The organism is Streptomyces sp. NBC_00203 (assembly GCF_045206325.1).
In the GTDB taxonomy this organism is placed as follows: domain Bacteria; phylum Actinomycetota; class Actinomycetes; order Streptomycetales; family Streptomycetaceae; genus Streptomyces; species Streptomyces lutosisoli.
Genome location: NZ_CP108126.1, coordinates 7,450,139 through 7,475,805, shown reverse-complemented (window position 1 = coordinate 7,475,805; position 25,667 = coordinate 7,450,139). Strand labels below are relative to the sequence as shown.

18 protein-coding genes are annotated in these 25,667 nt (G+C 70.5%); 2 read left to right on the top strand and 16 right to left on the bottom strand.

Going from position 1 to position 25,667, the window contains the following annotated elements; all coding sequences use genetic code 11:
- Positions 1-7: 7 nt before the first annotated feature.
- The 3 genes from OG975_RS33475 to OG975_RS33465 all read right to left on the bottom strand — a co-directional run bounded on the left by OG975_RS33475 (position 8) and on the right by OG975_RS33465 (position 6,464).
- Positions 8-1,864, bottom strand: a complete 1,857-nt coding sequence (locus tag OG975_RS33475) for an acetolactate synthase large subunit (RefSeq protein WP_406333024.1) — start codon at positions 1,862-1,864, stop codon at positions 8-10.
- Between the two features lie 238 nt (positions 1,865-2,102).
- Positions 2,103-5,105, bottom strand: coding sequence for a putative bifunctional diguanylate cyclase/phosphodiesterase (locus OG975_RS33470; protein ID WP_406333022.1), 3,003 nt, complete (start codon positions 5,103-5,105; stop codon positions 2,103-2,105).
- Positions 5,106-5,522: 417 nt separating this feature from the next.
- Entirely contained in the window at positions 5,523-6,464 is a 942-nt protein-coding gene (locus tag OG975_RS33465) for a 2-hydroxyacid dehydrogenase (protein ID WP_406333021.1), read from the bottom strand.
- 76 nt (positions 6,465-6,540) lie between these two features.
- Between OG975_RS33465 and OG975_RS33460 the strand changes: the two genes are divergently transcribed.
- Together OG975_RS33460 and OG975_RS33455 are read left to right on the top strand one after the other, a co-directional pair.
- The gene (locus OG975_RS33460) at positions 6,541-7,548 is read left to right on the top strand and encodes an aldo/keto reductase (RefSeq protein WP_406333020.1); all 1,008 of its coding nucleotides are present in this window, start codon (positions 6,541-6,543) and stop codon (positions 7,546-7,548) included.
- Positions 7,549-7,694: 146 nt separating this feature from the next.
- Entirely contained in the window at positions 7,695-8,864 is a 1,170-nt protein-coding gene (locus tag OG975_RS33455) for a PQQ-dependent sugar dehydrogenase (protein WP_406333019.1), read from the top strand.
- Positions 8,865-8,893: 29 nt separating this feature from the next.
- Here OG975_RS33455 and OG975_RS33450 read toward each other — a convergent pair whose 3' ends face one another.
- From OG975_RS33450 to ligA, 13 genes are all read right to left on the bottom strand, one after another.
- Entirely contained in the window at positions 8,894-9,190 is a 297-nt protein-coding gene (locus OG975_RS33450; RefSeq protein WP_406333018.1) for a DUF6191 domain-containing protein, read from the bottom strand.
- A gap of 38 nt (positions 9,191-9,228) precedes the next feature.
- Entirely contained in the window at positions 9,229-12,312 is a 3,084-nt protein-coding gene (locus tag OG975_RS33445) for an AAA family ATPase (protein ID WP_406336592.1), read from the bottom strand.
- Positions 12,313-12,476: 164 nt separating this feature from the next.
- Positions 12,477-12,674 (bottom strand): hypothetical protein, encoded by a 198-nt coding sequence (locus OG975_RS33440; protein WP_330307476.1) that lies wholly within the window; start codon positions 12,672-12,674, stop codon positions 12,477-12,479.
- Positions 12,675-12,856: 182 nt separating this feature from the next.
- On the bottom strand, positions 12,857-13,459 hold the full coding sequence (locus tag OG975_RS33435) for a hypothetical protein (protein WP_406333016.1): 603 nt from the start codon (positions 13,457-13,459) through the stop codon (positions 12,857-12,859).
- Positions 13,460-13,494: 35 nt separating this feature from the next.
- Entirely contained in the window at positions 13,495-14,070 is a 576-nt protein-coding gene (locus OG975_RS33430; RefSeq protein WP_406333014.1) for a GNAT family N-acetyltransferase, read from the bottom strand.
- A complete protein-coding gene (locus OG975_RS33425; RefSeq protein ID WP_406333013.1) occupies positions 14,048-16,291 on the bottom strand; it encodes an MMPL family transporter in 2,244 nt (747 codons plus the stop codon). The genes OG975_RS33430 and OG975_RS33425 overlap by 23 nt, the downstream gene beginning before the upstream one ends.
- A gap of 183 nt (positions 16,292-16,474) precedes the next feature.
- Positions 16,475-16,798, bottom strand: a complete 324-nt coding sequence (locus OG975_RS33420) for a hypothetical protein (RefSeq protein ID WP_406333012.1) — start codon at positions 16,796-16,798, stop codon at positions 16,475-16,477.
- 100 nt (positions 16,799-16,898) lie between these two features.
- Positions 16,899-18,413 carry an Asp-tRNA(Asn)/Glu-tRNA(Gln) amidotransferase subunit GatB gene (gatB, locus tag OG975_RS33415; RefSeq protein ID WP_406333011.1) on the bottom strand — a complete coding sequence of 505 codons (1,515 nt, stop codon included), beginning with the start codon at positions 18,411-18,413 and terminating at the stop codon, positions 16,899-16,901.
- A gap of 16 nt (positions 18,414-18,429) precedes the next feature.
- Positions 18,430-18,672: a hypothetical protein gene (locus OG975_RS33410; RefSeq protein ID WP_330307470.1), complete on the bottom strand. Its 243-nt coding sequence runs from the start codon at positions 18,670-18,672 to the stop codon at positions 18,430-18,432.
- Positions 18,669-20,174: an Asp-tRNA(Asn)/Glu-tRNA(Gln) amidotransferase subunit GatA gene (gene gatA / locus OG975_RS33405; RefSeq protein WP_406333010.1), complete on the bottom strand. Its 1,506-nt coding sequence runs from the start codon at positions 20,172-20,174 to the stop codon at positions 18,669-18,671. The genes OG975_RS33410 and gatA overlap by 4 nt, the downstream gene beginning before the upstream one ends.
- A 5-nt stretch (positions 20,175-20,179) precedes the next feature.
- Complete coding sequence (gatC, locus tag OG975_RS33400) at positions 20,180-20,476, bottom strand: Asp-tRNA(Asn)/Glu-tRNA(Gln) amidotransferase subunit GatC (protein WP_015036350.1); 297 nt, start codon at positions 20,474-20,476, stop codon at positions 20,180-20,182.
- A 482-nt stretch (positions 20,477-20,958) separates the two neighbouring features.
- Positions 20,959-23,199 (bottom strand): putative bifunctional diguanylate cyclase/phosphodiesterase, encoded by a 2,241-nt coding sequence (locus tag OG975_RS33395; protein ID WP_406333009.1) that lies wholly within the window; start codon positions 23,197-23,199, stop codon positions 20,959-20,961.
- A gap of 261 nt (positions 23,200-23,460) precedes the next feature.
- Entirely contained in the window at positions 23,461-25,665 is a 2,205-nt protein-coding gene (gene ligA / locus OG975_RS33390) for an NAD-dependent DNA ligase LigA (RefSeq protein ID WP_406333008.1), read from the bottom strand.
- Between the last annotated feature and the right edge of the window lie 2 nt (positions 25,666-25,667).

Genomic DNA, 25,667 nt, shown 5'->3' with positions numbered 1-25,667 from the left:
ACGGCTCTCAGTCGTCTTCGTTGTCGCCGAAGTCGGGGCGGACGTCCCGGGCGGCCATGATCTCGTCGTTCGAGGTGCCGGCGGCGACCATCGGCCACACCATCGCGTCCTCGTGGACGATGAAGTCGATCACGACCGGGCGGTCGTTGATCGAGTTCGCCTCTTCGATGACCTTGTCGAGGTCGTCCACGGACTCGCAGCGGATCGCGTAGCAGCCCATGGCCTCCGACAGCTTCACGAAGTCGGGGACGCGGGTGCCGGCGCTCGGCTCCTTGCCGGTCGCGTCGGGGCCGGAGTGCAGCACGGTGTTGGAGTAGCGCTGGTTGTAGAAGAGGGTCTGCCACTGGCGGACCATCCCGAGGGCGCCGTTGTTGATGATGGCGACCTTGATCGGGATGTTGTTCAGGGCGCAGGTGGTGAGCTCCTGATTGGTCATCTGGAAGCAGCCGTCACCGTCGATCGCCCAGACCGTACGGTCCGGCTGGCCCGCCTTGGCGCCCATCGCGGCCGGGACCGCGTAGCCCATCGTTCCGGCGCCGCCGGAGTTCAGCCAGGTCGCGGGCTGCTCGTACTGGACGTAGTGCGCGGCCCACATCTGGTGCTGGCCGACGCCCGCCGCGAAGATCGTGCCCTGGGGCGCGAGCTGCCCGATGCGCTCGATGACCTGCTGCGGCGAGAGCGAGCCGTTCTCCGGCTGGTCGTAGCCGAGCGGGTACGTCTCGCGCCAGCGGTTCAGGTCCTTCCACCAGGCGGTGTAGTCGCCGGCGTGACCCTCGCTGTGCTCCTTCTGCACGGCCTGGACCAGGTCGGCGATGACCTCGCGGGCGTCACCGACGATCGGCACGTCGGCGGCGCGGTTCTTGCCGATCTCCGCCGGGTCGATGTCGGCGTGCACGATCTTGGCGAACGGGGCGAAGCTGTCCAGCTTGCCGGTGACACGGTCGTCGAAGCGGGCTCCGAGGGCGACGATCAGGTCGGCCTTCTGCAGCGCGGTGACGGCGGTGACCGCACCGTGCATGCCCGGCATTCCCACGTGCAGCGGGTGGCTGTCGGGGAATGCGCCGAGCGCCATCAGGGTGGTGGTGACGGGCGCTCCGGTGAGTTCTGCGAGGACCTTCAGCTCGGCGGTGGCCTTCGCCTTGAGGACGCCGCCGCCGACGTAGAGGACGGGCCGCTTCGCCTGGGTGATCAGCTTCGCGGCCTCGCGGATCTGCTTGGCGTGCGGCTTGGTCACCGGGCGGTAGCCGGGCAGGTCCTGGGTGGGCGGCCACTGGAAGGTGGTCTGCGCCTGGAGGGCGTCCTTGGCGATGTCGACGAGGACGGGACCCGGGCGGCCGGTGGAGGCGATGTGGAAGGCCTCCGCGATCGTCCGCGGGATGTCCTCGGCCTTGGTCACCAGGAAGTTGTGCTTGGTGATCGGCATGGTGATGCCGACGATGTCCGCCTCCTGGAAGGCGTCCGTGCCGATCGCCTTGGAGGCGACCTGGCCGGTGATCGCGACCATGGGCACGGAGTCCATGTGGGCGTCGGCGATCGGAGTGACCAGGTTGGTGGCACCCGGGCCGCTGGTGGCCATGCACACGCCGACTCTGCCGGTGGCCTGCGCGTAACCGGTGGCCGCGTGACCCGCGCCCTGCTCGTGGCGGACGAGCACGTGCCGCACGCGCTTCGAGTCCATCAGCGGGTCGTAGGCCGGGAGGATCGCACCGCCGGGAATGCCGAATACCGTGTCGGCCCCGACCTCCTCAAGCGAGCGGATGAGGGACTGCGCACCCGTGACGTGCTCGGGGGCGGACTGCTGTCCTCCGGAACGGGGCCGCGGCTGCGGATGGTGGGCCCCGGTGGCCTGCTCGGTCATCGGCATTCTCTTCTCGATGCTGAGGGTTTTTGCGAGTTTTGTGCGGGTGTGCGGTTGTTGCTCGACAGGCACCTGTGCAACAAAAAACCCCTCGTGCCGTGAGGCAAGCGAGGGGAGCGCGCCGGGTGCGGTCGCTGGGTGTTCCGGGTCGGTCCGGTGGTCACCAGCTTCAGCCGACGCGCTTTCCAAGTACGAGAATTCGGGTGCGCATGGCATTGACCCTCCCCCCGGCACGCACTGACTGTCAAGTGGGTGGGACGGGAGTCTCATTATGTGAGCGGAGGGCCGTACCGCCCCCGAAAACTGCGGGCACACCACTCGTATACACCCCTGAGCCGCCGCCCGCGAACGCCGGCTCGACCGGCCCGTGCGGCACCGGATAGTGGCCGGAAGACAGCGCCCGGCGCAGCCGGTACTCGTCCAGCGGCCCGGAGAAGGCCATGCCCTGCCCGTGCGTGCAGCCCATCGCGCGCAGGGCGATGACCTGCTCCGGAAGGTCCACCCCGTCGGCCACGGACTGCAGCCCCAGGTCGGTGGCGATCCGCAGCAGCCCGCTGGTGATCTTGTGCAGCCGGGCGGACTCGACGACCCCCTCGACGAGACTCCTGTCGAGCTTGAGCACGTCGACGGGGAGCCTCCTGAGGGCCGTGATGGCGGCATACCCGCTGCCGAAGCCGTCCAGGGCGACCCGGACGCCGAGCCGCCTGAGCGCGTTCAGCCTGCGCTCCAGCTCGTCCAGGGGGACCCGGGGGTCGGTGTCGGACAGCTCGACGATCAGGGCACCGGAGGGCAGCCCGTGCCGGGTCAGCAGGGCTTCCACGGAGCCGAGGGGCAGCGAGCGGTCCAGCAGCCGCCGGGCGTTCATCCGGACGGCGACGGGCACGGTGACGCCCGCGGCGGCGCGCTGGGCGGCCTGCTCCACGGCTTCTTCGAGCATCCAGCGGCCCAGCTCGGCGGTCTTGTCGCTGTCCTCGGCGACGCGCAGGAACTCGGCTGGTGTGAACAGCACGCCCTGGGAGGAGCGCCAGCGCGCCTGCGAGGTGACCGATACGATCCGGCCGTCTTCCAGCGATACCACGGGCTGGTGCAGCAGCATGAACTCGCCGTCCTGGAGCGCGGAGCGCAGTCTGGTCGCCAGCTCCGCCTTCCGTACGACGTCCTGCTGCATCTGGGGCGCGTACAGCTCGACGCGTCCCTTGCCCGCCGCCTTGGCGCGGTACATGGCCAGGTCGGCGTTGCGCTGCAGCTCACCCGCGCCGAGGCCCGGTTCGGCGAAGGCCACCCCGATGGACGCGGCGACACGGACATCGTTGCCGTCGATGGCGTACGGCTGCGAGAGCCTGACCCTGAGCCGGTCGGCGAGCTCCAGGATGTGGTGTTCGCGCGCGGTGCGGTCGCGGGTGCCGTCGCCGACGATCAGGGCCGCGAACTCGTCGCCGCCGAGGCGGGCGGCGGTGTCGCCGTGCCGCACCGAGTCCTGGAGTCTGCGGGCGGCCTGGACGAGGAGCTCGTCGCCGGCCTGGTGCCCGATCGTGTCGTTGACGGCCTTGAAGCCGTCGAGGTCGATGAAGAGAACGGCCGTGCCGCGGTCGGTGGAGCGGCGGCCGGACAGGGCCTGCTGGACGCGCTGGCTGAACAGCGCGCGGTTGGGCAGGTCGGTGAGCGGGTCGTGCTCGGCGTTGTGCTGCAACTGCGCCTGCAGGCGGACCCGTTCGGTCACGTCACGGCTGTTGAAGATGAGGCCGCCCTGGTGCCGGTTGACGGTGGACTCCACATTGAGCCAGCCGCCGTCGCCCGACCTGAAACGGCACTCGATCCGGGTGGTGGGTTCCTCGGCGTGGCTGGCTGCCAAGAAACGTCGTACTTCGTGAACTACACAGCCAAGGTCTTCGGGGTGGATGAGCGAAGCGAGCTCATTGCCGACGAGTTCGTCGGCGTCGCGTCCGTAGACCCCGGCGGCGGCCGGGCTGACGTACCTCAGGATCCCGTTGGGCGCGGCGATCATGATGACATCGCTGGAGCCCTGCACCAGGGAGCGGAAGTGGTTCTCCTTCTGGGCCAGCTCCTGGGTGAGGGTGATGTTGTCGAGCAGCATGATGCCCTGGCGCACGACGAGGGCGAGGACGACCAGGCCGGCGGTGATGAGCACCACGCGGTCCACGTTGCGCCCGTTGAGGACGTTGTAGAGGATCCCCAACGTGCAGACGGCGGCGGCCAGATAGGGCGTGAGCGCGGCCAGTGATCCGGCGATCGGGCGCGTGGCCGGGTACCGGTTGTGGCCTCCTCCCTGCGGGAGCACGTACGCGTGGCCCCCTTGCTGACCTTCGTGCCGTTGCACTTGCTGTCCGAGCTGCCCTTGCTGTCCGTGCTGTCTGTCTTGGTGCTGGCCCTCTTGGCGCTGCCCCGGGATGTGTTCGTGCACCACGCGCGCGTGCCCGTCGTCGTCCGGCTGCCCATGCCGGGTGCCGACCCAGGGGGCGTACGCGAGGAGCAGCGAGCCGGCGAACCATCCCGCGTCGAGGAGCTGACCGGAGTGGTAGTTGTTGTGCAGGAGGGGCGAGGTGAACAGGGCGTCGCACATCACGGTCAGGGCGAGTGCCCCGATCGCCGTATTCACCGCCGATCTGTTCACCGACGAGCGTCGGAAGTGCAGCGCGAGCACCATGCTGACGAGCGCGATGTCCAGCAGCGGGTACGCCAGCGACAGCGCGGTGTGCGCGACGCTCGGCCCGTCGAACTTCGCGGCCTGGGCGAGCGCGAGGCTCCAGGACAGCGTGAGCAGCGAGCCGCCGATCAGCCAGGCGTCCAGCGCGAGGCACACCCAACCCGCCTTGGTGACGGGCCTCTTGGCGAGCACGAGCAGTCCTACGATGGCGGGTGGCGCGAAGCACAGGAAGAACAGGTCGGCATAGCTCGGGCTGGGCACTGGGCGGTCGAGGACGACCTCGTACCACCCCCACACCAGGTTGCCGAGCGAGGCCATGGCGGAGGAGAGGGCGAACAGCAGCCACGCGGGTCGAAAGCAGCTGCGGCGACTGCGGGCGTAGCGGAAGCAGGAGACCGCCGCGGTTCCGGCGGCGGCGCTCAGCCCGAAGTCACCCATGATCAGCGCGAGGCTCGCGGAGCCCCAGCCGAGCGCGGAACCGACGGCGTATCCCGCGCACACCAGGGCCAGTACGAGTTGCGAGAACAGGCCCGTCCCGCCGAGTGCCGGCCGACGGGTCAGCAGCGCCCCGGGGGAGCTCACCGGGCCCACCCTGTCCGCACCCCGGGGTCCCGCTGGTCCCCGTGCGCTGGGTGCGCATGCCTCCGGCGGCCGCTGTGCCTGCGGTGGTGATGGCCACCGTGGCCACCATGGCCGCTGTGGCCGCGTCTGCGCGTGGCCGCGCGCCAGGGTCGTCGGCGGCCCCGCCGCGTCGGATCGTTGGTCCATAGGCCGTGCATCGCCCGTCGCCCCCCTCGCAGTCTGAAATGTCCGTCCCCGGCGCCGAACGGTGCGCGGCGCAGCCCCTGTCGGGACGATACACCAGTCTCGTCACTCAGGGACATAGTTCCTCTACGCTCCGTGACGACCAGGGAGGATGTCGGTACTGCCCGCATTCGGGGAACTGCGGAGGGTGCTCGAAGCGAACGGTGAGCGGACGAGGCGCGGACGGGACGCGACTCAAGCGCCGGTAGTGAGGACCACGTTGCGCAGCGGCTCCCGGTTCACGAAACGGTTCAACTGGTCCACCAGGAGCCGCTTGGCGCGCGGCAGGAACGCCGAGGTGGGCCCGCCGACATGGGGGCTGATGAGCACGCCGGGCGCGTGCCACAAGGGGTGTCCCTGGGGCAGCGGCTCGGGATCGGTGACGTCGAGGGCCGCGGTGATGCGCCCGTTCTCCAGCTCGGCGAGGAGCGCCTTCGTGTCGACGACGGGGCCGCGGGCGACGTTCACGAGGAGCGCGCCGTCCTTCATCCGGGACAGGAAATCGGCGTTCACCAGGCCACGCGTGCTCTCCGTGAGGGGCGTCGACAGCACCACGACGTCGGCCTCGGGCAGCAGAGAAGGCAGTTCCGTGAGCGGATGCACAGGACCGCGCGCCGTGGTGCGCTCGGAGCGCGCGACGCGCGCCACCCGCGCGAGCTCGAAGGGCGCGAGCCGGTCCTCGATCGCGGACCCGATCGACCCGTACCCGACGATCAGTACGGTCTTGTCGGCCAGCGCCGGATAGAAGCCCGAGCGCCACTCCTGCTTGTCCTGGCCCCGTACGAAACCGGGGATGCCCCGCAGCGAGGCGAGGATCAGGGTGAGGGTGAGCTCGGCGGTGCTCGCCTCGTGCACCCCGCGGGCGTTGCACAACTGCACGCCCGGGCGCAGGAACTTGAGGCTCGGCAGGACGTGGTCGACACCGGCGGACAGGGTCTGCACGGCCCGTACCGATGCCATTTCGGACATCGGCCGCTGCGAGACGGCGGGCGGCTTCATATAGGGCACGACGTAGAACGCGCAGTCGGCCGGATTCGCGGGAAACTGCTGGTCGCCGTCCCAGAAGAGGTAGTTGAGGCCCTCGGGGAGGCCGTCGATCTCGTCGGCGTGAAACGGAAGCCACACATCGGAAGTCATGGTCAGGAGGCTATGCGAAGCACCCGCGCGCGCAGAGGTTAGTTTGGGGGTGCCAGGAAAGGGAGGGTGCGGCCAGGTGGAGCGCAGGACGATCGGGGCGGCGGCGCTCGAGGTGGGGGCGGTCGGGCTCGGATGCATGCCGATGAGCTGGGCGTACACCGGTTCACGGCAGCGCGGTGAGGAGTCCCTGCGCGCGGTGCACACGGCGCTGGACCGGGGTTCGACGCTGCTCGACACGGCCGACATGTACGGCCCCTTCACCAACGAGCTGCTGGTGGGGCGGGTGCTCAAGGAGCGGCGCTCCGAGGCCTTCGTGTCGACCAAGGTCGGCCTGCTGGTGGGCGAGCAGCACATCGTGGCCAATGGGCGCCCCGGCTATGTGAAGCGGGCGTGCGACGCGTCGCTGCGGCGCCTCCAGACGGACGTGATCGACCTCTATCAGCTGCACCGCGCGGACCCGGAGGTTCCGGTCGAGGAGACCTGGGGCGCGATGGCCGACCTCGTGTCGGCCGGAAAAGTGCGGTCGCTCGGACTGTGCGCGGTGGGCGCCCGGTCCGCCCGCCGTTCGGGGGCCCGGCTGCACGACGGAACGATCCGGCAGCTGGAGCGGGTGCAACAGGTCTTCCCGGTGAGCGCCGTGGAGGCGGAGCTGTCGGTGTGGTCGACGGAGGCGCTGGACGCGCTGCTGCCGTGGTGCGCGGCGCGCGGGGTCGGTTTCCTGGCCGCGATGCCGCTCGGCAACGGCTTCCTGACCGGCACGCTGACCCCCGGCGAGGGCTTCGAACCCGACGACGTACGCGCCCGCCACCCCCGCTTCACGGCCGAGATGATGGCCGCGAACCAGCCCATAGTCGTAGGGCTGCGGCGCATCGCCCGGCGGCACGGGGACCACGAGAACGCGGTCACGCCCGCGCAGGTGGCGCTGGCATGGGTCCTGGCGCAGGGTCCGCACGTGGTCCCGGTGCCGGGGGCCAAGCGGGAGCGCTGGGTCACGGAGAACGCGGGGGCGGCCGGCCTGCGGCTGACGGCGGAGGACCTCGCGGAGGTGGCGGGGCTGCCGGGGGCACGGGGATCCTGGGACTGAGAAGGCTCCGGAGGCTGAGGAGAATCCTGAAGTTGAGGAGAATCCCGGGGCTGCGGGGGGATTCGCGGATTGCTTGTCCGTGATCGGGAACCCGCGGATCGCGAGCGGTGTATGAACAGTAGGACCGCCGCGTCGAAGGGACCTTGATGGTGCAACGTCGAGCAGTGACAGCCGTGTTGGCCACGGCCGCGCTCCTGGTGACAGCCGGATGTTCCTCCGGCGACGGGGGAACGTCGGGCGGCGGGAGCGCGTTCCCGAACGCCGGGAGTACGGAGCCGGGGTCGCCCTCCTCCCAGCAGTCCGCGGAGGCGACACCGCCCGCCAAGGGCTCGGTGAAGGTCCTGCGCACCGTCACCGAGGACCTCGACACCCCTTGGGGCCTCGCGCCGCTCCCCGAGGGCGGACTGCTGGTGTCCTCGCGGGACAAGGGGACGATCACCCGGGTCGACGAGAAGACCGGCAAGAAGACAGTGATGGGCGAGGTGCCCGGGGTGGCGCCCGCGGGAGAGGGAGGCCTCCTGGGCATCGCGCTCTCCCCGGACTACGCCTCGGACCACATGGTCTACGCCTACTTCACGACGGCCTCGGACAACCGCATCGTCCGCATGCTGTACGACGAGAAGAAGCCGCCCGGAGAGCAGCTGGGCGCACCGGACACGATCTTCAAGGGCATCCCCAAGGGGATGATCCACAACGGCGGCCGGATCGCGTTCGGCCCGGACAAGATGCTGTACGCGGGTGCGGGTGAGACCGGTGACCGTGAGCTGGCCCAGGACAAGAAGGCGCTGGGCGGCAAGATCCTGCGGATGACACCGGACGGCGAGCCGGCGCCGGGCAATCCCTTCGGCGACTCGGTGGTCTACTCGTACGGGCATCGCAATGTCCAGGGCCTCGCCTGGGACGACAAACAGCGCCTGTGGGCCTCCGAGTTCGGCCAGGACACCTGGGACGAGCTCAACCAGATCAAGCCGGGTGACAACTACGGCTGGCCGGTGGTCGAGGGCAAGAGCGACAACCCCAAGTACCACAACCCGATCGCCCAGTGGCCCACCGACGAGGCCTCCCCCAGCGGCATCGCCTACGCCGAGGGCTCCATATGGATGGCCGGCCTCAAGGGCGAACGCCTGTGGCGCATCCCCCTGAACGGCACGAAGGCCTCCGCCGCCCCCGAGGCCTTCTTGAAGGGCAAGTACGGCCGCCTGCGCACGGTCGTCTCGGCGGGCGGAGACAAGCTCTGGCTGACGACGAGCGAGACGGACGGCCGCGGGAGCCCCGGGAAGGGGGACGACAGGATTCTGGAGGTGGAGGTGAAGTAGGTGCAGAGGTGAAGTAGGCGCGCGGAGCCTCAGGACGCGTCGGGCTCGGACTTGGGCTCACGCGCGGGCTTCGGTTCACGCTCGGACCTGGGCTCACGCTCGGACTCGGGCGCACGCTCGGCCATGGGTTCCTCGGCCGTGCCAGCCCGCTCCTGCCCGGGCTCCGGCTTCGGCATTCGTACGACCACCTTGCCCGAGGACAGGTCTATGGGGCCGCGGCCCGGGTCGCCGTCGTTCAGGTCCACTCGGGTCAGTTCCAGGCGTTTGCGTTCGTCGTTGGTGTGCTTGCGGCCTGGTGCGAAGAGCTCCTCGAACATGTTGAACACGGCGCCTCCCTCGGCCCGGATCCCTTACAGCGTAGGCGTCAGCCCGCCGCCTGGGCAGCGCGGGCCTCCGGTGGGAACAGCCGCAGCCGGTGCGCCAGTGCCGCCGCCTCCCCCCGTCCTGAGACGTCCAGCTTGGCCAGAATGTTCGAGACGTGGACGCTGGCCGTCTTCGGGGAGATGAAGAGTTCCTCGGCGATCTGGCGGTTGCTGCGGCCGGCGGCGACCAGGCGGAGGACATCGCGCTCGCGGCTGGTGAGGCCGAGCGCCGCCGCCGGGTCGACGGGGGCGAGGGTGGACGCTTCGCGGGTGTGGGTCAGGGTCAGGCGGGCCCGCTGGGCGAGCAGGGCGACGGCGTCGGCGAGCGGGCGCGCGCCGAGGTGGTCGGCGGTCGCCCGGGCCAGTCGGAGGAGTTCCGTGGCGCGGTCGCGGTCGTCGTCGTCCGTGCCCGAGGTCAGCAGAGCCTCGGCGAGACGGTGACGGACGCGGGCGAGGTCGTAGGGGCGCTCCAGAGGTTCGAACGCGGTGACCGCCTCGGACCAGTCGTGCGGCGTGGTCACGCCCTCGGCGCGCCGGAGTTCGGCGCGCACCCACTGCTCGTACGCGAGCCAGACGGGCGCGCCGGTGGCCAGTGACTTGGCGGCGGTGCGGATGTGTTCGACGGTCTCGGCGCGGGCCGCTTCGGCGACGGGCAGCCCGCGGGCGTCGGCCTCGGCGGTGGCGGCGGCGCGCAGCAGGGGCCAGGCGTAGCGCTGGGTGCCGGGCGCGAAGCCCATGTCCAGGGCCTGCCGCAGCTCGGCGCGGGCGTCGAGGAGGCGGCCCTCGCCGGCGGCCAGGCCGATCGCTGTGCACATCAGCGGCAGGGAGTGCTGGGGCATGGGGTCGTGGGTGCCGAAGTGGCCGCGGGCGGCGGCCAGTTGGCGTCCGGCCTCGGGGAGGTCACCGAGGGCGAGGGCGAGGCGCGCCAGCCGGGAGGCGCCGAGGCCGGACGCCTTGCCGCTGAGTCCGATGGCCAGCGTGTTCCGTGCGGCCGCAAGGGCCTCGTCCCACTGGCCGAGTGTGTAGAGCGACTCGGAGAGGTTGCCCCAGACCCAGGCCTGGGTGTCCAGCAGGCCGTTCCTGCGGGAGAGTTCGACGCCCTCCCGCAGGACCGTGACGGCCTCGCGGGAGCGGCCGACCGATTCCAGGTTGGACGGGAGGTTGATGTGCAGCCGGCCGACGACATAGGAGGCGCCGGACCGGTTCACCTGCTCCTTGACCTCGTACATCTCCGCGAGTCCCGTCTCGATGTCCCCCGCGTCGACCATGAGGCCGCCGAGCGTGAGCCGGGCGTTCAGCTCGGTGTCGCGGGCGCCCACCATGCGCGCGTACTCCACGGCGCGCTCGGCGGCGGAGAGGGCGCCGGGGCCTGGTTCATGCAGCATGCACCAGGCGGCGACCATGGACAGCACCTCGGCGTGCACCTCGGACGGCGGGAGGCCGCGCACCAGGTCCTGGGCGGTGGCGAGCTCCTTCCAGCCGTCGCCGCGCACCAGCGACTGGGTCAGCCGGGAACGCTGGAGCCAGAACCAGGCGGCGCGCAGCGGGTCGCCCTCGTCCTCCAGGAGGCGCCCCGCCTTCTTGGTGATCTTCAGGGCGCGCTCGCGCTCCCCGCACAGGCGGCCGGCGACGGCGGCCTCGGCCATCAGGTCGACATAGCGCAGGGGTGTGGTGGCGGGGTCGCAGCCGCAGGGCGGATAGACCTCCACGTAGTCGATGGGGCGCAGTTCGGCCCGTACGGCGTCGGGGGCGATGTCCCACAGCTCCATCGCCCGCTCCAGGAGCCGCAGTTGCTCGGAGTGGGCGTGACGGCGGCGGGCCTCGACGGAGGCGTCGAGGACGGCGGGGAGGGCCTTGGCGGCGTCGTGGGCGTGGTACCAGTAGCTGGCGAGGCGGGTGGTCCGCTCGTCGGCCGGTACGAGCGTCGGGTCGGCCTCCAGGGCCTCGGCGTAGCGGCGGTTGAAGCGGGAGCGCTCGCCGGGCAGCAGATCGTCGCTGACGGCCTCGCGGACCAGGGAGTGGCGGAAGCGGTAGCCGTCGCCGCCGGGCGAGGCGAGCAGGATGTTGGCGCCGACGGCGGCCCGCAGCGCCTCGATCAGATCGTCCTCGGCAAGCCGGGCCACGGCGGCCAGCAGCCGGTACTCGACGGTGGAGCCGCCCTCGGCGACGATCCGGGCGACGCGCTGGGCGCTCTCGGGCAGGCCTTCGACGCGTACGAGGAGCAGGTCGCGCAGGGTGTCCGTGAGTCCCGTACGACAGCCCTCGTGGGCGGCGACGGCGAGTTCCTCGACGAAGAAGGCGTTGCCGTCGGAGCGGGCGAAGATCTCGTCGACCTGGGCCGGGTCGGGTTCGTGGGCGAGGATTCCGGCGATCTGGCGGCCGACCTCGGCGCGGCTGAAGCGGCCGAGTTCGATGCGGCGGACCGTGCGGAGGCGGTCGAGCTCGGCGAGCAGGGGCCGCAGCGGGTGGCGGCGGTGGATGTCGTCGGCGCGGTAACTGGCGACGACGACCAGGCGGCCGGTGCGCAGCGTGCGGAAGAGGTAGGCGAGCAGGTGGCGGGTGGAGGCGTCGGCCCAGTGCAGGTCTTCGAGGGCGACGACGACCGTGCGGTCCGCGGCGACGCGCTCCAGGAGACGGGCGGTGAGTTCGAAGAGGCGGGCCATGCCCTCCTCGTCGTACCGCTGTCCCCGGGGTGCTTCGCCCAGCTCGGGCAGCAGCCGGGCCAGTTCCTCCTCCTGGCCGGCGGCCGCGGCGGCGAGTTCGTCGGGGAGGATGCGGCGCAGGGCGCGCAGGGCGGTGGAGAACGGTGCGAAGGGGAGCCCGTCGGCGCCGATCTCGACGCAGCCGCCGGACACGACGACGGCGCCCTCGCGGGCGGCCGCGGTGGCGAACTCCTCCAGCAGGCGGGTCTTTCCGACCCCGGCCTCGCCGCCGAGCAGCAATGCCTGGGGCTCTCCCGCAGCGCTCGACGCCGGCGGGGTACCCCCACCGGCGGCGCGCGCGAGCGCTTCGTTCAACACCCCCAATTCGTCGGTGCGTCCGACGAACACCGGGCTGACGGACCTGGTCTCCACAGGCCCGAGCATCGCACAGGGGTCCGACAGTGCGGCACCGGTTATCGGGAGGGCGGCCGTTGTTCCGGCCTGGCGGCCTTCGTGTTCCAGGAGGCGGCCGACCCCCGTACGGCCGCGCTCCACCGCCACGGGAGGACGGCCGCCGGTGGCGCGGCTGTCCTCCCGTGCCCCGCCGCTCATGCGGCGCGGGCGAACCGGTGCCGGCGGGGACGGCCGCTATGCGACTGCCCCTCCGTGTCGTTCTGCCCGGACTCACGCGCGGCGGCGCGGCGGGCGGCACGGCGGCCGCGGAGGGCCTCCTGCGCCAGTCGGTGGTTCTGGGCCTCGCGGATCAGCTCGGCGGATCGGATCTGGTGAAGCTCGTACTCGAACATCTCGTGCCCCTCGTGATGAGTCGGTTTCGGCCTCGCTCGTTTGCGATGCCTCAACTCTCTTCTCCCAGGGGGGTGCGCCACATCGGGAGAGTTCCGCATCTTGCGCATGCGAAGGGCCTTAGGTCCGGCGCAAGTGTCTTACGCCGGCCCTAAGGCCCCTCAGAAACCCGGGCGGCAGGTGCTCAGGTGGACGGCATGGACATAAGGACGTCGGTGTACTTGAGGACGGCCAGCAGCAGACCGATGATCGCGAGCGAGACACCCGCCCAGGCGACGGACTTGATCCACGGGGCCTGCACGCGGTCGGGGTTCCCGAACGCCGGCCGGGCCAGCACGACGACAGCGACGATCAGGGCCGTCAGCGCGAAGAGGCCGGCGACGAACGCGTTGACGTTCCACGAGTCGGCGTAGACCTGCTTGATCTGCGTGGAGACGGAGGCGGTCGACGCGGTCTCCAGCTGCCCGTACAGCGAGTCGCGGGCCTGCCCGACGGTGCCGAGCCAGCTGCCGGTCAGCGAGACCAGGCCCAGGGCGGCCGAGACGACCGCGGCGGCACCCTGGCCGACTCCCGCGGAGGTCTTGTCGGCGGTCGCCTCGGGCTGGTCGTCCCCGTCCTCGTCGTCGTACTCGTCGTCGTCCGGAGCGTCGGCCGAGGCGTCCGCTTCGGTCTCCGTCGCCTCGTCGGCCTTGGTGACAACGGTCTTGGTGACATCCACCGTCTCCTGGTCGCTCTTCGCCTCGGTGCCGGTCTCGACCCCGGCCTCGTCAACAGTCTTGGTTCCCATACCCCGCACGGTACGGACGCTCTCTGAGAAGTCCCTTAATGATCGTTGTGAGCGGCACGCGCGCGTGCCTCACGCCATTCGGGGGCGAGGAGGGACCACACCTCGAGATCGTGCCGTACGCCCCGGTAGGGGTGGCTTTCCCGGCGCACCCCGTCGCGGCTCATGCCCAGCCGGCGGGCCACGTTCAGGCTCGGCTCGTTCCCGGAGGCGGCGATCCACTCGATCCGGTGGATCCCGCGCTCCTCGAAGGCCCAGTCGAGGAGCACCCGCATCGCGCGGGTGACGAGCCCGTGCCCGGTGCCGTCGGGTTCCAGCCAGCACCCGACCTCGCAGTTGCCGCGCTCCGCGTCGAAGTTCAGGAAGAGCACCCCGCCCACGAGCTTCCCGTCCAGCCACAGACCGTGCAGGGATCCGGTGTCGGCGGCGCGCATGTCGGCGTACCTCTGGAGCAGGACCCGCGTGGACGCGACGTCCGTCGCCTTCGCCCCGAAGGGGATGAACTGGCCGATGAACTCCCTGCCCCGGTCCAGGTGCGCGAGGAACTCCTCGGCGTGCCACGGCTCCAGGGGCCGCAGTTCCGCTCCGTCGTCACCCAGAGATATCGCGTACATCCCACTGCCGCTCCCTCGCCAGTACGTCCGCCATCTCGGAGTCCGTCACCGCGGCCAGCCTCTCATGGGCGGCGCGGCATTCGGGCGGCTCGATGCTGATGCGCGGCAGCCGCTGGTCGAGCCAGCGGGGCAGCCACCAGTTGGCGCCGCCCAGCAGGTGCATGAGGGCGGGCACCAGGAGCGTACGCAGGACGAAGGCGTCGAGGGCGACGGCGGAGGCGAGGGCGATGCCGAACATCGCGATGACGCGGTCGCCGCTGAGCACGAAGGCGAGGAAGACCGAGATCATGATGACGGCGGCGGAGTTGATCACGCGGCTGGTCTCGGCGAGGCCGACCCGGACGGCGCGCCGGTTGTCGCCGGTTTCCAGCCACTCCTCGTACATCCGGCTGACCAGGAAGACCTGGTAATCCATGGAGAGCCCGAAGAGGACCGACACCATGATGACGGGCAGGAAGGGCTCGATCGGGCCCGCGCGGCCGAGGCCGAGCAGTTCGCTGCCCCAGCCCCACTGGAAGATCGCGACGACGACTCCGAAGGCGGCGGCCACGGCGGCGATGTTCATCACCGCGGCCTTCAGGGGGATGCCGATCGAACGGAAGGCGAGCAGCAGCAGGATGCAGCCGAGGCCGATCACGACGCCCACGAAGAGCGGGAGTTTGCCGACGATGACGTCCGCGAAGTCGTCGTAGCTGGCCGTCACACCGCCGACGTGCACATCGAGCGCGGTGTCCGCCTCGGCACGCGGCAGGACGTCGGTACGCAGCCTGTTGACGAGGTCACTGGTCTTCTGGGACTGCGGCGCGGACTCCGGGACGATAGTGAGGTATGCGGTGTCGCCGCCGGTGTTGTACGTCACCGGGGTCACCGACGCGACGCCCTTGGTCGCCCGGAGCGTGGCGTCCAGGTTGTCGAGCGCGAGCTTGTCCTCGGCGCCGTCGACCTTGGTGACGAGGGTGAGGGGGCCGTTCACGCCCGGCCCGAAGCCGTCCCCGATCAGGTCGTACGCCTGTCGCGTGGTCGCCGACTTGGGGTCGTTGCCCTGGTCGGAGGTGCCGAGGTGGAGCGAGAGCGTGGGCAGCGCGAGCAGCGCCATGACGACGACGGCGACCGCGCCCAGCAGCTTGGGGTGCCGTTCCACGAAGACGGACCAGCGGGCGGCGAACCCGGTCGGGAGCTCCGGTTCGGGTCCGTGCTCGTGGAGTCTGCGCCGCTCGCGGCGGCTCAACGCGCGGGGACCGATGAAGGAGAGCAGCGCGGGCAGCAGGGTCACGGAGGCCGCGACGGTGAGGACGACGGTCAAGGAGGCGGCGATCGCCACGCCGTTCAGGAAGCCGAGCCGCAGGATGAGCATGCCGAGCAGGGCGATGCAGACGGTGGCGCCCGCGAAGACGACCGCGCGCCCTGTGGTGGCGACGGCGTTCCGCGCGGCCTCGGCCACCGGGAGACCGCGTTTCAGCCCGCGCCGGTGCCGGGTCACGATGAACAGCGCGTAGTCGATGCCGACGCCGAGTCCGATCAGCATGCCGAGCATGGGCGCGAAGTCGGCGACGGTCATGGCGTGTCCGAGGAGCACGATTCCGGCGTACGCCGTGCCGACGCCGACCAGGGCGGTGGCGATGGGCAGCAGGGAGGCGGCGAGCGAGCCGAAGGCGAGGAAGAGGACGACGGCGGCGACGACCACGCCGACGATCTCGGAGAGGTGCCCGCCCGACGGCCCGGTGAGCCCTATCGCGCTGCCGCCCAGCTCCACTTGGAGCCCTTTGGTCTCGGCGGCCTTCGCGGTGTCCACGACGGCCTGCGCGTCGCCCTTGTCGATGTTCTCGGCCTGGTCGTGGAAGGTGATGGTGGCGTAGGCCGTACGTCCGTCGGCGCTGATCCGGCCCGAGCCCTGGCCCTCGTAGGGGCTGACGACGGAGGCCACGCCGGGCAGGGTCGAGATCTTGTCCAGGGCCCGGGTCATGGTCTGTTCGACGTCCGAGGAGCGCACGGTGCCGGGGCTGGTGTGCCAGACGACGGTGTCGCTGTCGCCGCCGAGGCCCGGGAAGCCGTCCCGCAGGAGTTGGGTGGCGCGGCCCGACTCGGTGCCGGGGGCTTCGTAGTCGTTCGAGTACGCGGAGCCCGTGACGGCAGCGGCGGAGGTGACACCGCCGAGGGCGAGAAGCCAGAGCAGAACGACGACCAGGCGGTGCTGCACACACCAACGTGCGAGGGCTGCCACGGACGAGCTCCCTGGGTGTTTTGTGGATCTTTATCGGGAACCGCCCGCAAAGAACGCATGACTTATGCGCCATCACTCTTACAGCCGGAAGTGATCGTTTGCCTCATTCATGGGCTTATTCACATGCGTGCGACCCAACTCACAGGACATTCCCGTGAACTCTGTCGCCCCGCGCGGTATCGCTCAGTCGAACTGGTCGCCCATCGCCATGACCATCACTCCGGCGACCATCAGCCACAGGGCCCGCCTGGTGCGCCCCCGGGACCCGAGCACCGACGCTCCGGCGCACAGGGCGGCCCCCGAGGCGTAGGAGACGGGTATGAGCGCGGTCAGGGAACCGGTGGAGCGCAGCGCCGACGCCGCGAGGCCGACGACGGCCAGCAGCGCTCCCGTCCCGACCGCCGTCCAGCGGGCCCGCCGCGCCTCCTGCGCCGGATCCTCCACGTCATGCGTCTGAAAGTCCTGCGTTGCGGCGTCGCGCGTCTCGGAGTCTGTGCTTCCACCCATGGCGCGGGAGCGTATCGCGCACTCCTGTGCGGCTGTTGACGCACCTAGGGGGATACATCGCAACCGATGTATCCCCCTAGGGAGTAGGAAAACCGTGACCTCAGCCCTCGCTGACGCCCAGCTTCTCCAGGATGAGCTCCTTGACGCGGGCCGCGTCGGCCTGGCCACGGGTGGCCTTCATGACCGCACCGACGAGCGCGCCGACGGCCTGGACCTTGCCGCCGCGGATCTTGTCGGCAATGCCCGGGTTCCCGGCGATGGCCTCGTCGACGGCGGCGGTCAGCGCGCCCTCGTCCGAGACGACCTTCAGACCGCGCTTCTCGACGACCTCGTCCGGGGTGCCTTCTCCCGCGAGAACGCCTTCGATGACCTGGCGGGCCAGCTTGTCGTTCAGATCGCCGGAGGTGACGAGCTCGGCGACCCGGGCGACCTGCGCCGCGGTGATCGGCAGGTCCTCCAGGGCCTTGCCCGACTCGTTGGCGCTACGGGCCAGTTCGCCCATCCACCACTTGCGGGCGGACGCGGCGTCCGCGCCGGCCTCGATCGTGGCGACGATCGGGTCGATGGCACCGGCGTTGAGGATCGACTGCATGTCGTGGGCATTGACGCCCCACTCCTCGCGCAGCCGGTTGCGGCGGGCCAGCGGCTGCTCGGGCAGACCGGCGCGCAGCTCCTCGACCCACTCACGGGACGGGGCGACGGGGACCAGGTCGGGCTCCGGGAAGTACCGGTAGTCCTCGGCCTCCTCCTTCACTCGGCCCGAGGTCGTGGACCCGGTGTCCTCGTGGAAGTGGCGGGTCTCCTGGATGATCGTGCCGCCGGAGTTCAGCACCGCGGCGTGGCGCTGGATCTCGTAGCGGGCCGCACGCTCCACGGAACGCAGCGAGTTGACGTTCTTCGTCTCGGAGCGCGTGCCGAACTTCTCGCGGCCGTGCGGACGCAGCGACAGGTTCACGTCGCAGCGCATCTGGCCCTGCTCCATGCGGGCCTCGGAGACACCGAGCGCCTTGATGAGCTCGCGCAGCTCGGCGACGTACGCCTTGGCGACCTCGGGAGCACGCTCGCCCGCGCCCTCGATCGGCTTGGTGACGATCTCGATGAGCGGGATGCCCGCGCGGTTGTAGTCGAGCAGCGAGTGGGACGCGCCGTGGATACGGCCGGTGGCGCCGCCGACGTGCAGCGACTTACCGGTGTCCTCCTCCATGTGGGCGCGCTCGATCTCCACACGGAAGACCTCGCCGTCCTCCAGCTGGACGTCGAGGTAGCCGTTGAAGGCGATCGGCTCGTCGTACTGGGAGGTCTGGAAGTTCTTCGGCATGTCCGGATAGAAGTAGTTCTTCCGGGCGAAGCGGCACCACTCGGCGATCTCGCAGTGCAGCGCGAGACCGATCTTGATGGCGGACTCGATGCCGATCGCGTTGACGACGGGGAGTGCGCCGGGCATGCCGAGGCAGGTCGGGCAGGTCTGCGAGTTGGGCTCGGCGCCCAGCTCGGTCGAACACCCGCAGAACATCTTGGTCCTGGTGCCGAGTTCGACGTGGACTTCGAGGCCCATGACGGGGTCGTACGACGCCAGCGCGTCCTCGTACGACACCAGGTCGGTCGTGGTGGTCACGGTGAAAACTTCCCTCTCAGCCCAGCAGGACGTCGTCGTCGCCCAACCGCTTCAGCTCGCGGTAGAGGATGGCGAGGCCGGTGACGATGGCGGCGGCGGACACGGCCGCGTCGATGAGGCGCAGCGTGTCGTGTTCGAAGCGGGCCTTCTTGACCTGCTTGGCGACGCTGACGGCCCCGAACGCGGTGGTCGCGATGGACAGGTACGTACCGGACTTGGACTTCTTGAAGCCCTTGGCCTTGGACAGTGCCTTACTCACAACGACGGAGCCTCCTCGAGCAGCGGGTGCCCCCACTTTTCCACGAAGGCGGCCTCGACGGCGGCGCCGACCTTGTACAGCCGGTCGTCCTTCAGCGCCGGGGCGATGATCTGCAGACCGACCGGGAGGTTGTCCTCCGGCGCGAGACCGCAGGGCAGCGACATGGCGGAGTTGCCGGCCAGGTTGGTGGGGATGGTGCACAGGTCCGCGAGGTACATCGCCATCGGGTCGTCGGCGCGCTCGCCGATCGGGAAGGCGGTGGTCGGCGTGGTCGGCGAGACGATGACGTCGACCTTCTCGAACGACTTCTCGAAGTCGCGCGTGATGAGCGTACGGACCTTCTGCGCCGAGCCGTAGTACGCGTCGTAGTAGCCGGAGCTGAGCGCGTACGTGCCGAGCATGATGCGGCGCTTGACCTCGGGGCCGAAGCCCTCCTCACGGGTGAGGGCGGTGACGTCCTCGGCGGAGCGGGTGCCGTCGTCGCCGGTACGCAGGCCGTAGCGCAGGCCGTCGAAGCGGGCGAGGTTGCTCGAACACTCGGACGGGGCGATCAGGTAGTACGCGGAGAGCGCCAGGTCGAAGGACGGGCAGTCCAGCTCGACGATCTCGGCACCGAGGTCCTTGAGCAGCGCGACCGACTCGTCGAAGCGCTGGAGCACACCGGCCTGGTAGCCCTCGCCGCGGAACTGCTTGACGACGCCGACGCGCATGCCCGCCACGCTGCCGTTGCGGGCGGCCTCGACGACCGGCGGGACCGGGGCGTCGATGGAGGTCGAGTCGAGCGGGTCGTGCCCGGCGATGACCTCGTGCAGGAGGGCCGCGTCCAGGACCGTACGGGCGCAGGGGCCGCCCTGGTCGAGGGAGGACGAGAACGCCACCATGCCGAAACGGGAGACCGCGCCGTACGTCGGCTTGACGCCGACCGTGCCGGTGACGGACGCGGGCTGGCGGATGGAGCCGCCCGTGTCGGTGCCGATCGCGAGGGGTGCCTGGAAGGAGGCGAGGGCCGCGCTCGATCCGCCACCGGAGCCGCCGGGGATCTTCGTCAGGTCCCAGGGGTTGCCGGTCGGGCCGTACGCGCTGTTCTCGGTGGAGGACCCCATGGCGAACTCGTCCATGTTGGTCTTGCCGAGGATGACGACGTCGGCGGCCTTCAGCTTCTTGGTGAGGGTCGCGTCGTACGGCGGGATCCAGCCTTCGAGGATCTTCGAACCGACGGTGGTCGGGATCCCCTCGGTGGTGAAGATGTCCTTGAGCGCGAGAGGCACACCGGCGAGCGGGCCGAGCTTCTCGCCCTTGGCGCGCTTCGCGTCGACGGCGCGGGCCTGGGCGAGGGCGCCCTCACGGTCGACGTGCAGGAAGGCGTGCACCTTCTCGTCGACGGCCTCGATCCGGGCGAGGTGGGCCTCGGTGACCTCGACGGCGGTGAGCTCGCCGGCGGCGATCTTGCCGGCGATCTCGGCCGCGGTGAGCTTGATGATGTTGACGTTGGTGTCCGTCATGGTGATTAGTCCTCCCCCAGGATCTGCGGCACCTTGAAACGCTGCTGCTCCTGGGCCGGGGCGCCGGAGAGCGCCTGCTCGGGGGTGAGCGACGGACGGACCTCGTCCGCGCGCATGACGTTCGTCAGCGGCAGCGGATGAGAGGTCGGCGGTACGTCTTGGTCGGCGACCTCGCTGACGCGGGCGACCGCGCCGATGATGTCGTCGAGCTGGCCTGCGAAGTGGTCGAGCTCTTCGCCCTTCAGCTCCAGACGCGCCAGCCGTGCGAGGTGGGCGACCTCCTCGCGCGTGATGCCAGGCATGCAGCGATCCTCTGGGGTGAGTGTGTGTGGTTTGGGCCCAATCCTATGGCGCCGGGGGTGGTGCCTGCGCCCGGGTTTCATCCGGGGGGTCTCCCACCCGCGCACCGCCCGTGACACTTCGCTGCCAAGGTGCGGGTCTCCCGCGGGGGTTCATCACCGTCGGCGGCTCTCCGTAGGGGGTCACACCACCGTCCGAACCCTCCGAACCCAGGGGGTCTGCACCACCGTCCGGACCTGCGGGCCGGTGGGGGCTGGCCGCGCAGTTCCCCGCGCCCCTGAAGGGGCGCCGCCCCTCACGGGCGCGAACGTCTACGGGGCACTACCGCTTGACGAGGGCAGGAAGCCAACGAGGTGCGGACGCCCGCGGTGAGGAACCCCCGCGGGAGAGCTCGACTTGTCCGGTGACCGTCATGGGCGGTGCGCGGGTGGGAGAACAGGCCAGAACCCCCACGCACCCGCGGCCGACAGCGAACCGTCGAGAGTTACTCCGCGGCGGGCAAGGCGGCCCGCGGCCGCTGCCACCCCCGGGACCCACGGGCCAGCAGCCACGCCGTGGCCTCCTCGGGCGGCATCGCGGCGGCCACCAGCCACCCCTGCACAGCGTCACACCCCAGGTCCCGCAACCGCTCCCACGTCTCGTCGTCCTCGACACCCTCCGCGACGACCAGCAGCCCCAGCGAGTGCGCGAGATCGACCGTGCAGCGCACGATCTCCGCGTCCTCGTTGTCCACGGCGAGCCGCGCGACGAACGACCGGTCGATCTTCAGCTCGCTCACCGGCAACCGGCGCAGGTGCACCAGCGACGAGTACCCCGTACCGAAGTCGTCCAGCGACATCTTCACCCCGTGCCCGGTCAGCCCGGCCAGGGTGTCCGCGGCCCGCTGCGGGTCCTCCAGGAGTACGTGTTCCGTTATCTCCAGCTGCAACGACCCCGCAGGGACCCCGTGCCGGGCGAGACGGGCCGCGACCGCTCCGGCGAACCCGGGCGTGTGGACGTCCCGCGGCGAGACATTGACGGCCACCGGCACGTGCAGGCCCTGCGCCCGCCAGCGCGCGACCTGTCCGAGCGCCGTCTCCAGCACGTACTCGGTGAGGTGCGGCATCAGCCCGGACGACTCGGCGATGGCGATGAACTCGTCCGGCGGTACCTTCCCGCGCTCGGGATGCACCCAGCGGACCAGTGCCTCGAGTCCGGCCACCTGTCCGTCGAAGCGGACCTTCGGCTGGTAGTGCAGTTCGACGTCGCCGGCGTCGAGGGCCCGGCGCAGGTCGCCGAGCAGACCGAGCCGGTCCGGGGTGTTGGAGTCCCGCTTGGACTCGTACACCTCCACCCCCGTACGGTCCCGCTTCGCCTGGTACATCGCCACGTCCGCCCGCCGCAGCAGCCCCTCCGCGTCCAGCGCGTGGTCGGGGAAGACGGCGAGCCCGGCGCTGGCCTCCAGGACGAGGGAGAGCCCGTCGAGGTCGAGCGGCGAGCCGAGCGCGGCGACGAGATTGCGGGCGACCCGCGTGGCCGACGTCGTGGAGTCGGCGACCGGCAGTAACACGGCGAACTCGTCGCCGCCGAGCCGCGCGGCCTCCGCCCCGCGCGGCAGCGCCAGCCGCAGCCGGTCGGCTATCTGAAGGAGCAGCCGGTCCCCGGCGAGATGCCCCAACGTGTCATTCACGGAACGGAAACGGTCCATATCTATCAATATCAGGGCAGAACGCGCACCGATGCGCTCGGCATCGTCCAGAGCTGTCCATGTACGTTCCAGCAGCCACTGCCGGTTGGGCAGCCCGGTCAGCGGATCGCGCAGCTGCTCCTCCGCCCGTGCGCGGGCGATCCACAGCGTGGAGTCGAGGGCGATCAGCGGGATGGAGAACAGCGGCAGCAGTATGGGCTGCGCGATGGCGACCACACAGATCAGTGGCGCGATACCGAGCAGTGCGACCGCGACGAGCCCCTGCCTGACCAGCGCCGTACGGGCGACGGTGGGCAGGCCGCCGGTGCGTGGCGCGTGCAGGTACCAGAGCAGGGCGCGGGTGACCGCGAGATACGCGGCGGCGACCAGTGCCACCTCGGGCGCGGCGTAGAGCGTCCAGCTCTCCGGGTTCCAGGGCGTCTCGACGGTGGGGAACCGCCCGAACACGGCGAGGACCAGCGCTCCGGCGCCGATGCCGAGGATGTCGGCCGCGCCGTGCAGCAGGCCTTGGCGCCAGCGGTTGCGGCGCGCGATGCCGACCAGGACGACGACGGTCAGGCTGACCATGCCGGCGGGCACCCAGCCGTACAGCAGCAGGACCGAGAGGGTGAGCGCCGCACCGGAGCCGGTGCCGCCCCACCAGCGGGCCCGGCCGAGGGCGACCAGGTGGCCGACGATGATGCCGGTCAGTACGGCCAGCGACCAGCCGACGGTGCCGGACGGGAAGAGCGCGTGGTCGCCGCTGAACGCCCGGTAGAAGCCGGCGCCCAGGACGAACCCGGCGACCGCGACGACCGCCGCGGGCAGCGCGGGCCAGGACATGTGCCGTTCGGCGTCGTGGCCGGTCGGTCCGGTGGCACGCTCCGCGGTGAGCCTGCCGACGCCGGGAGCGGTGGGTGCCGTGAGGGGTGCGGAGCCCGGTCCGCCCGTGCCGGGGTGTTCCGAAGTCCGCACCGTCCGCAGGCCGGCCAGCCAGGTGCCGGTCATCCGGCGCAGGCGCAGGCGTGAGTCAGGGGCGGCGCTCTCGGTCGGTTCCATTCCCGTCCCTCTCACAGCCGGCGGTGCCCACGCCACGCGGTCCGTTGCCGGCGACAACTGCCAACGGCGCCGCGTCTGAAAACCCTTTCCCCAGACTCTTCAAGAGCAGGGGATGCCCCAGCCGCAGCTGGGCACGGCAGGCGCACACCTCAACAGTAGGCCGCAGAAGGCTTCCACGGGCAGCGGTCGTCGACGGTTGCCCGAATGCGACCCGGCCACCCGTATGCATCTGATATGCGCCGAACGGGTGGCCTTCAACCGCTACTCCTCGATCGGAAGCGCGACTTCCGCTGCCGCGTCCGGCCCTTGTTCGAGCAGGACGGCGAAGCCCTCCTCGTTCAGAACCGGCACCTTCAACTGCATTGCCTTGTCGTACTTCGAACCAGGATTGTCGCCCACCACAACGAAAGCTGTCTTCTTCGAAACAGAACCGGTCACTTTCGCTCCCCGGCTCTGCAGGGCCTCTTTCGCGCCATCCCGCGTGTGGTGTTCGAGCGTGCCAGTGACGACGACCGTGAGCCCTTCGAGCGGACGCGGCCCCTCGTCCTCGCCGGAGCCCTCGTCCTGCATACGAACGCCGGCGGCCCGCCACTTACGGATGATCTCGCCGTGCCAGTCCTCGGCGAACCATTCCTTCAGGGCTTTCGCGACAATCCCGCCCACACCGTCGACCGCGGTCAGCTCCTCCTCCGTGGCCTGCTCGATCCGGTCGATGGAGCGGAACTCGCGCGCCAGCGCCTCCGCCGCGACCGGCCCGACATGACGGATCGACAGACCCGTCAGGATGCGGGCGAGCGGGCGGTCCTTGGCGGCCGCGATGGTGTCCAGCATCGCAAGCGCGTTCTTCTTCGGCTCGCCCTGCTGGTTGGCGAAAACCGTGGCGATCTTCTCCTCGCCGGTCTTCGGGTCGCGCTTGGGCAGGCCGCTGTCCTGATCGAGGACGTACGCCTTGATGGGCAGCAGCCGCTCGATGGTGAGGTCGAAGAGATCACCCTCGTCCACCAGCGGTGGCTCGGCCGGCTCCAGCGGCTTGGTGAGGGCCGCGGCCGCCACGTACCCGAAGTGGTCGATGTCCAGCGCCTTGCGGCCCGCGAGGTAGAAGAGCCGCTCGCGCAACTGGGCCGGGCACGTCCGTGCGTTCGGGCAGCGCAGGTCGATGTCGCCCTCCTTCATCGGCCGCAGCGCCGTACCGCACTCGGGGCACTCGGCGGGCATCACGAACTCCCGCTCGGTGCCGTCGCGCAGGTCGACGACCGGGCCGAGGATCTCCGGGATGACGTCACCAGCCTTGCGCAGCACGACCGTGTCACCGATGAAGACGCCCTTGGCCTTCACCACGTCCTGGTTGTGCAGGGTGGCGAACTCGACCTCCGAGCCGGCGACCGTGACCGGTTCGACCTGTGCGTACGGCGTGACGCGGCCCGTGCGTCCCACGCCGACGCGGATGTTGATCAGCTTGGTGTTGACCTCCTCGGGCGCGTACTTCCAGGCGATCGCCCAGCGCGGCGCGCGCGAGGTGGAGCCGAGCCGTCCCTGGAGAGGGATCTCGTCGAGCTTGACGACCACGCCGTCGATCTCGTGCTCCACGGAGTGCCGGTTCTCCCCGTAGTACGCGATGAACTCCCGTACGCCGTCGAGGTCGTCGACCACCTTGGCGTACTGCGTGGTCGGCAGGCCCCACTCGCTCAGCAGGTCGTATGCCTGGGAGAGGCGGTCGATGTCGAAGCCCTCGCGGGCGCCGATGCCGTGCACGACCATGTGCAGCGGGCGGGTCGCGGTGACGCGCGGGTTCTTCTGGCGCAGCGAACCCGCCGCCGCGTTGCGCGGGTTGGAGAAGGGCTTGTCGCCGGCCGCCACGAGGCGGGCGTTGAGCTCCTCGAACTTCTCCATCGGGAAGTAGACCTCGCCGCGGATCTCCACGAGGTCCGGGATACGGTCGCCCTTCAGGCGGTCCGGAATCTCCGCGATCGTACGGACATTGGGGGTGATGTCCTCACCCGTGCGGCCATCACCGCGGGTCGCCGCGCGGGTGAGGCGGCCGTGCTCGTAGGTGAGGTTGACCGCGAGGCCGTCGACCTTCAGCTCGCACAGGAAGTGGTAGTCGGAGGTGCCCACGTCCTTGGCGACGCGCTCGGCCCAGGTGGCGAGCTGCTCGTCGGTGAACGCGTTGTCGAGGGAGAGCATGCGCTCGCGGTGCTGGACGGAGGTGAACTCCGTCTCGTACGCCCCCGCCACCTTCTGGGTCGGCGAGTCGGGGGTGCGCAGCTCGGGGTGCTCCTCCTCGAGCGCTTCGAGGGAACGCAGCAGCTTGTCGAACTCCGCGTCGCTGACGACGGGAGCGTCGTTCACGTAGTACCGGAAGCGGTGCTCCTCGATCTGCTCAGCGAGCTGCGCGTGCTTCTCCCGTGCCTCGGCGGGTACGGATTGCGAAGCTGAGGCGGTCTCTGCGTGCTTTTCGCCGGCCACCG

Bases quoted from the DNA above. Each gene is read 5' to 3' on its own strand.
- OG975_RS33475 (WP_406333024.1), bottom strand. From the start codon at position 1,864: ATGCCGATGACCGAGCAGGCCACCGGGGCCCACCATCCGCAGCCGCGG.
- OG975_RS33465 (WP_406333021.1), bottom strand. From the start codon at position 6,464: ATGACTTCCGATGTGTGGCTTCCGTTTCACGCCGACGAGATCGACGGC.
- OG975_RS33435 (WP_406333016.1), bottom strand. From the start codon at position 13,459: ATGGGAACCAAGACTGTTGACGAGGCCGGGGTCGAGACCGGCACCGAG.
- OG975_RS33455 (WP_406333019.1), top strand. From the start codon at position 7,695: ATGGTGCAACGTCGAGCAGTGACAGCCGTGTTGGCCACGGCCGCGCTC.
- OG975_RS33445 (WP_406336592.1), bottom strand. From the start codon at position 12,312: ATGCTCGGGCCTGTGGAGACCAGGTCCGTCAGCCCGGTGTTCGTCGGA.
- OG975_RS33395 (WP_406333009.1), bottom strand. From the start codon at position 23,199: ATGGAACCGACCGAGAGCGCCGCCCCTGACTCACGCCTGCGCCTGCGC.
- OG975_RS33440 (WP_330307476.1), bottom strand. From the start codon at position 12,674: ATGTTCGAGTACGAGCTTCACCAGATCCGATCCGCCGAGCTGATCCGC.
- OG975_RS33430 (WP_406333014.1), bottom strand. From the start codon at position 14,070: ATGTACGCGATATCTCTGGGTGACGACGGAGCGGAACTGCGGCCCCTG.
- gatC (WP_015036350.1), bottom strand. From the start codon at position 20,476: ATGCCTGGCATCACGCGCGAGGAGGTCGCCCACCTCGCACGGCTGGCG.
- gatA (WP_406333010.1), bottom strand. From the start codon at position 20,174: ATGACGGACACCAACGTCAACATCATCAAGCTCACCGCGGCCGAGATC.
- OG975_RS33420 (WP_406333012.1), bottom strand. From the start codon at position 16,798: ATGGGTGGAAGCACAGACTCCGAGACGCGCGACGCCGCAACGCAGGAC.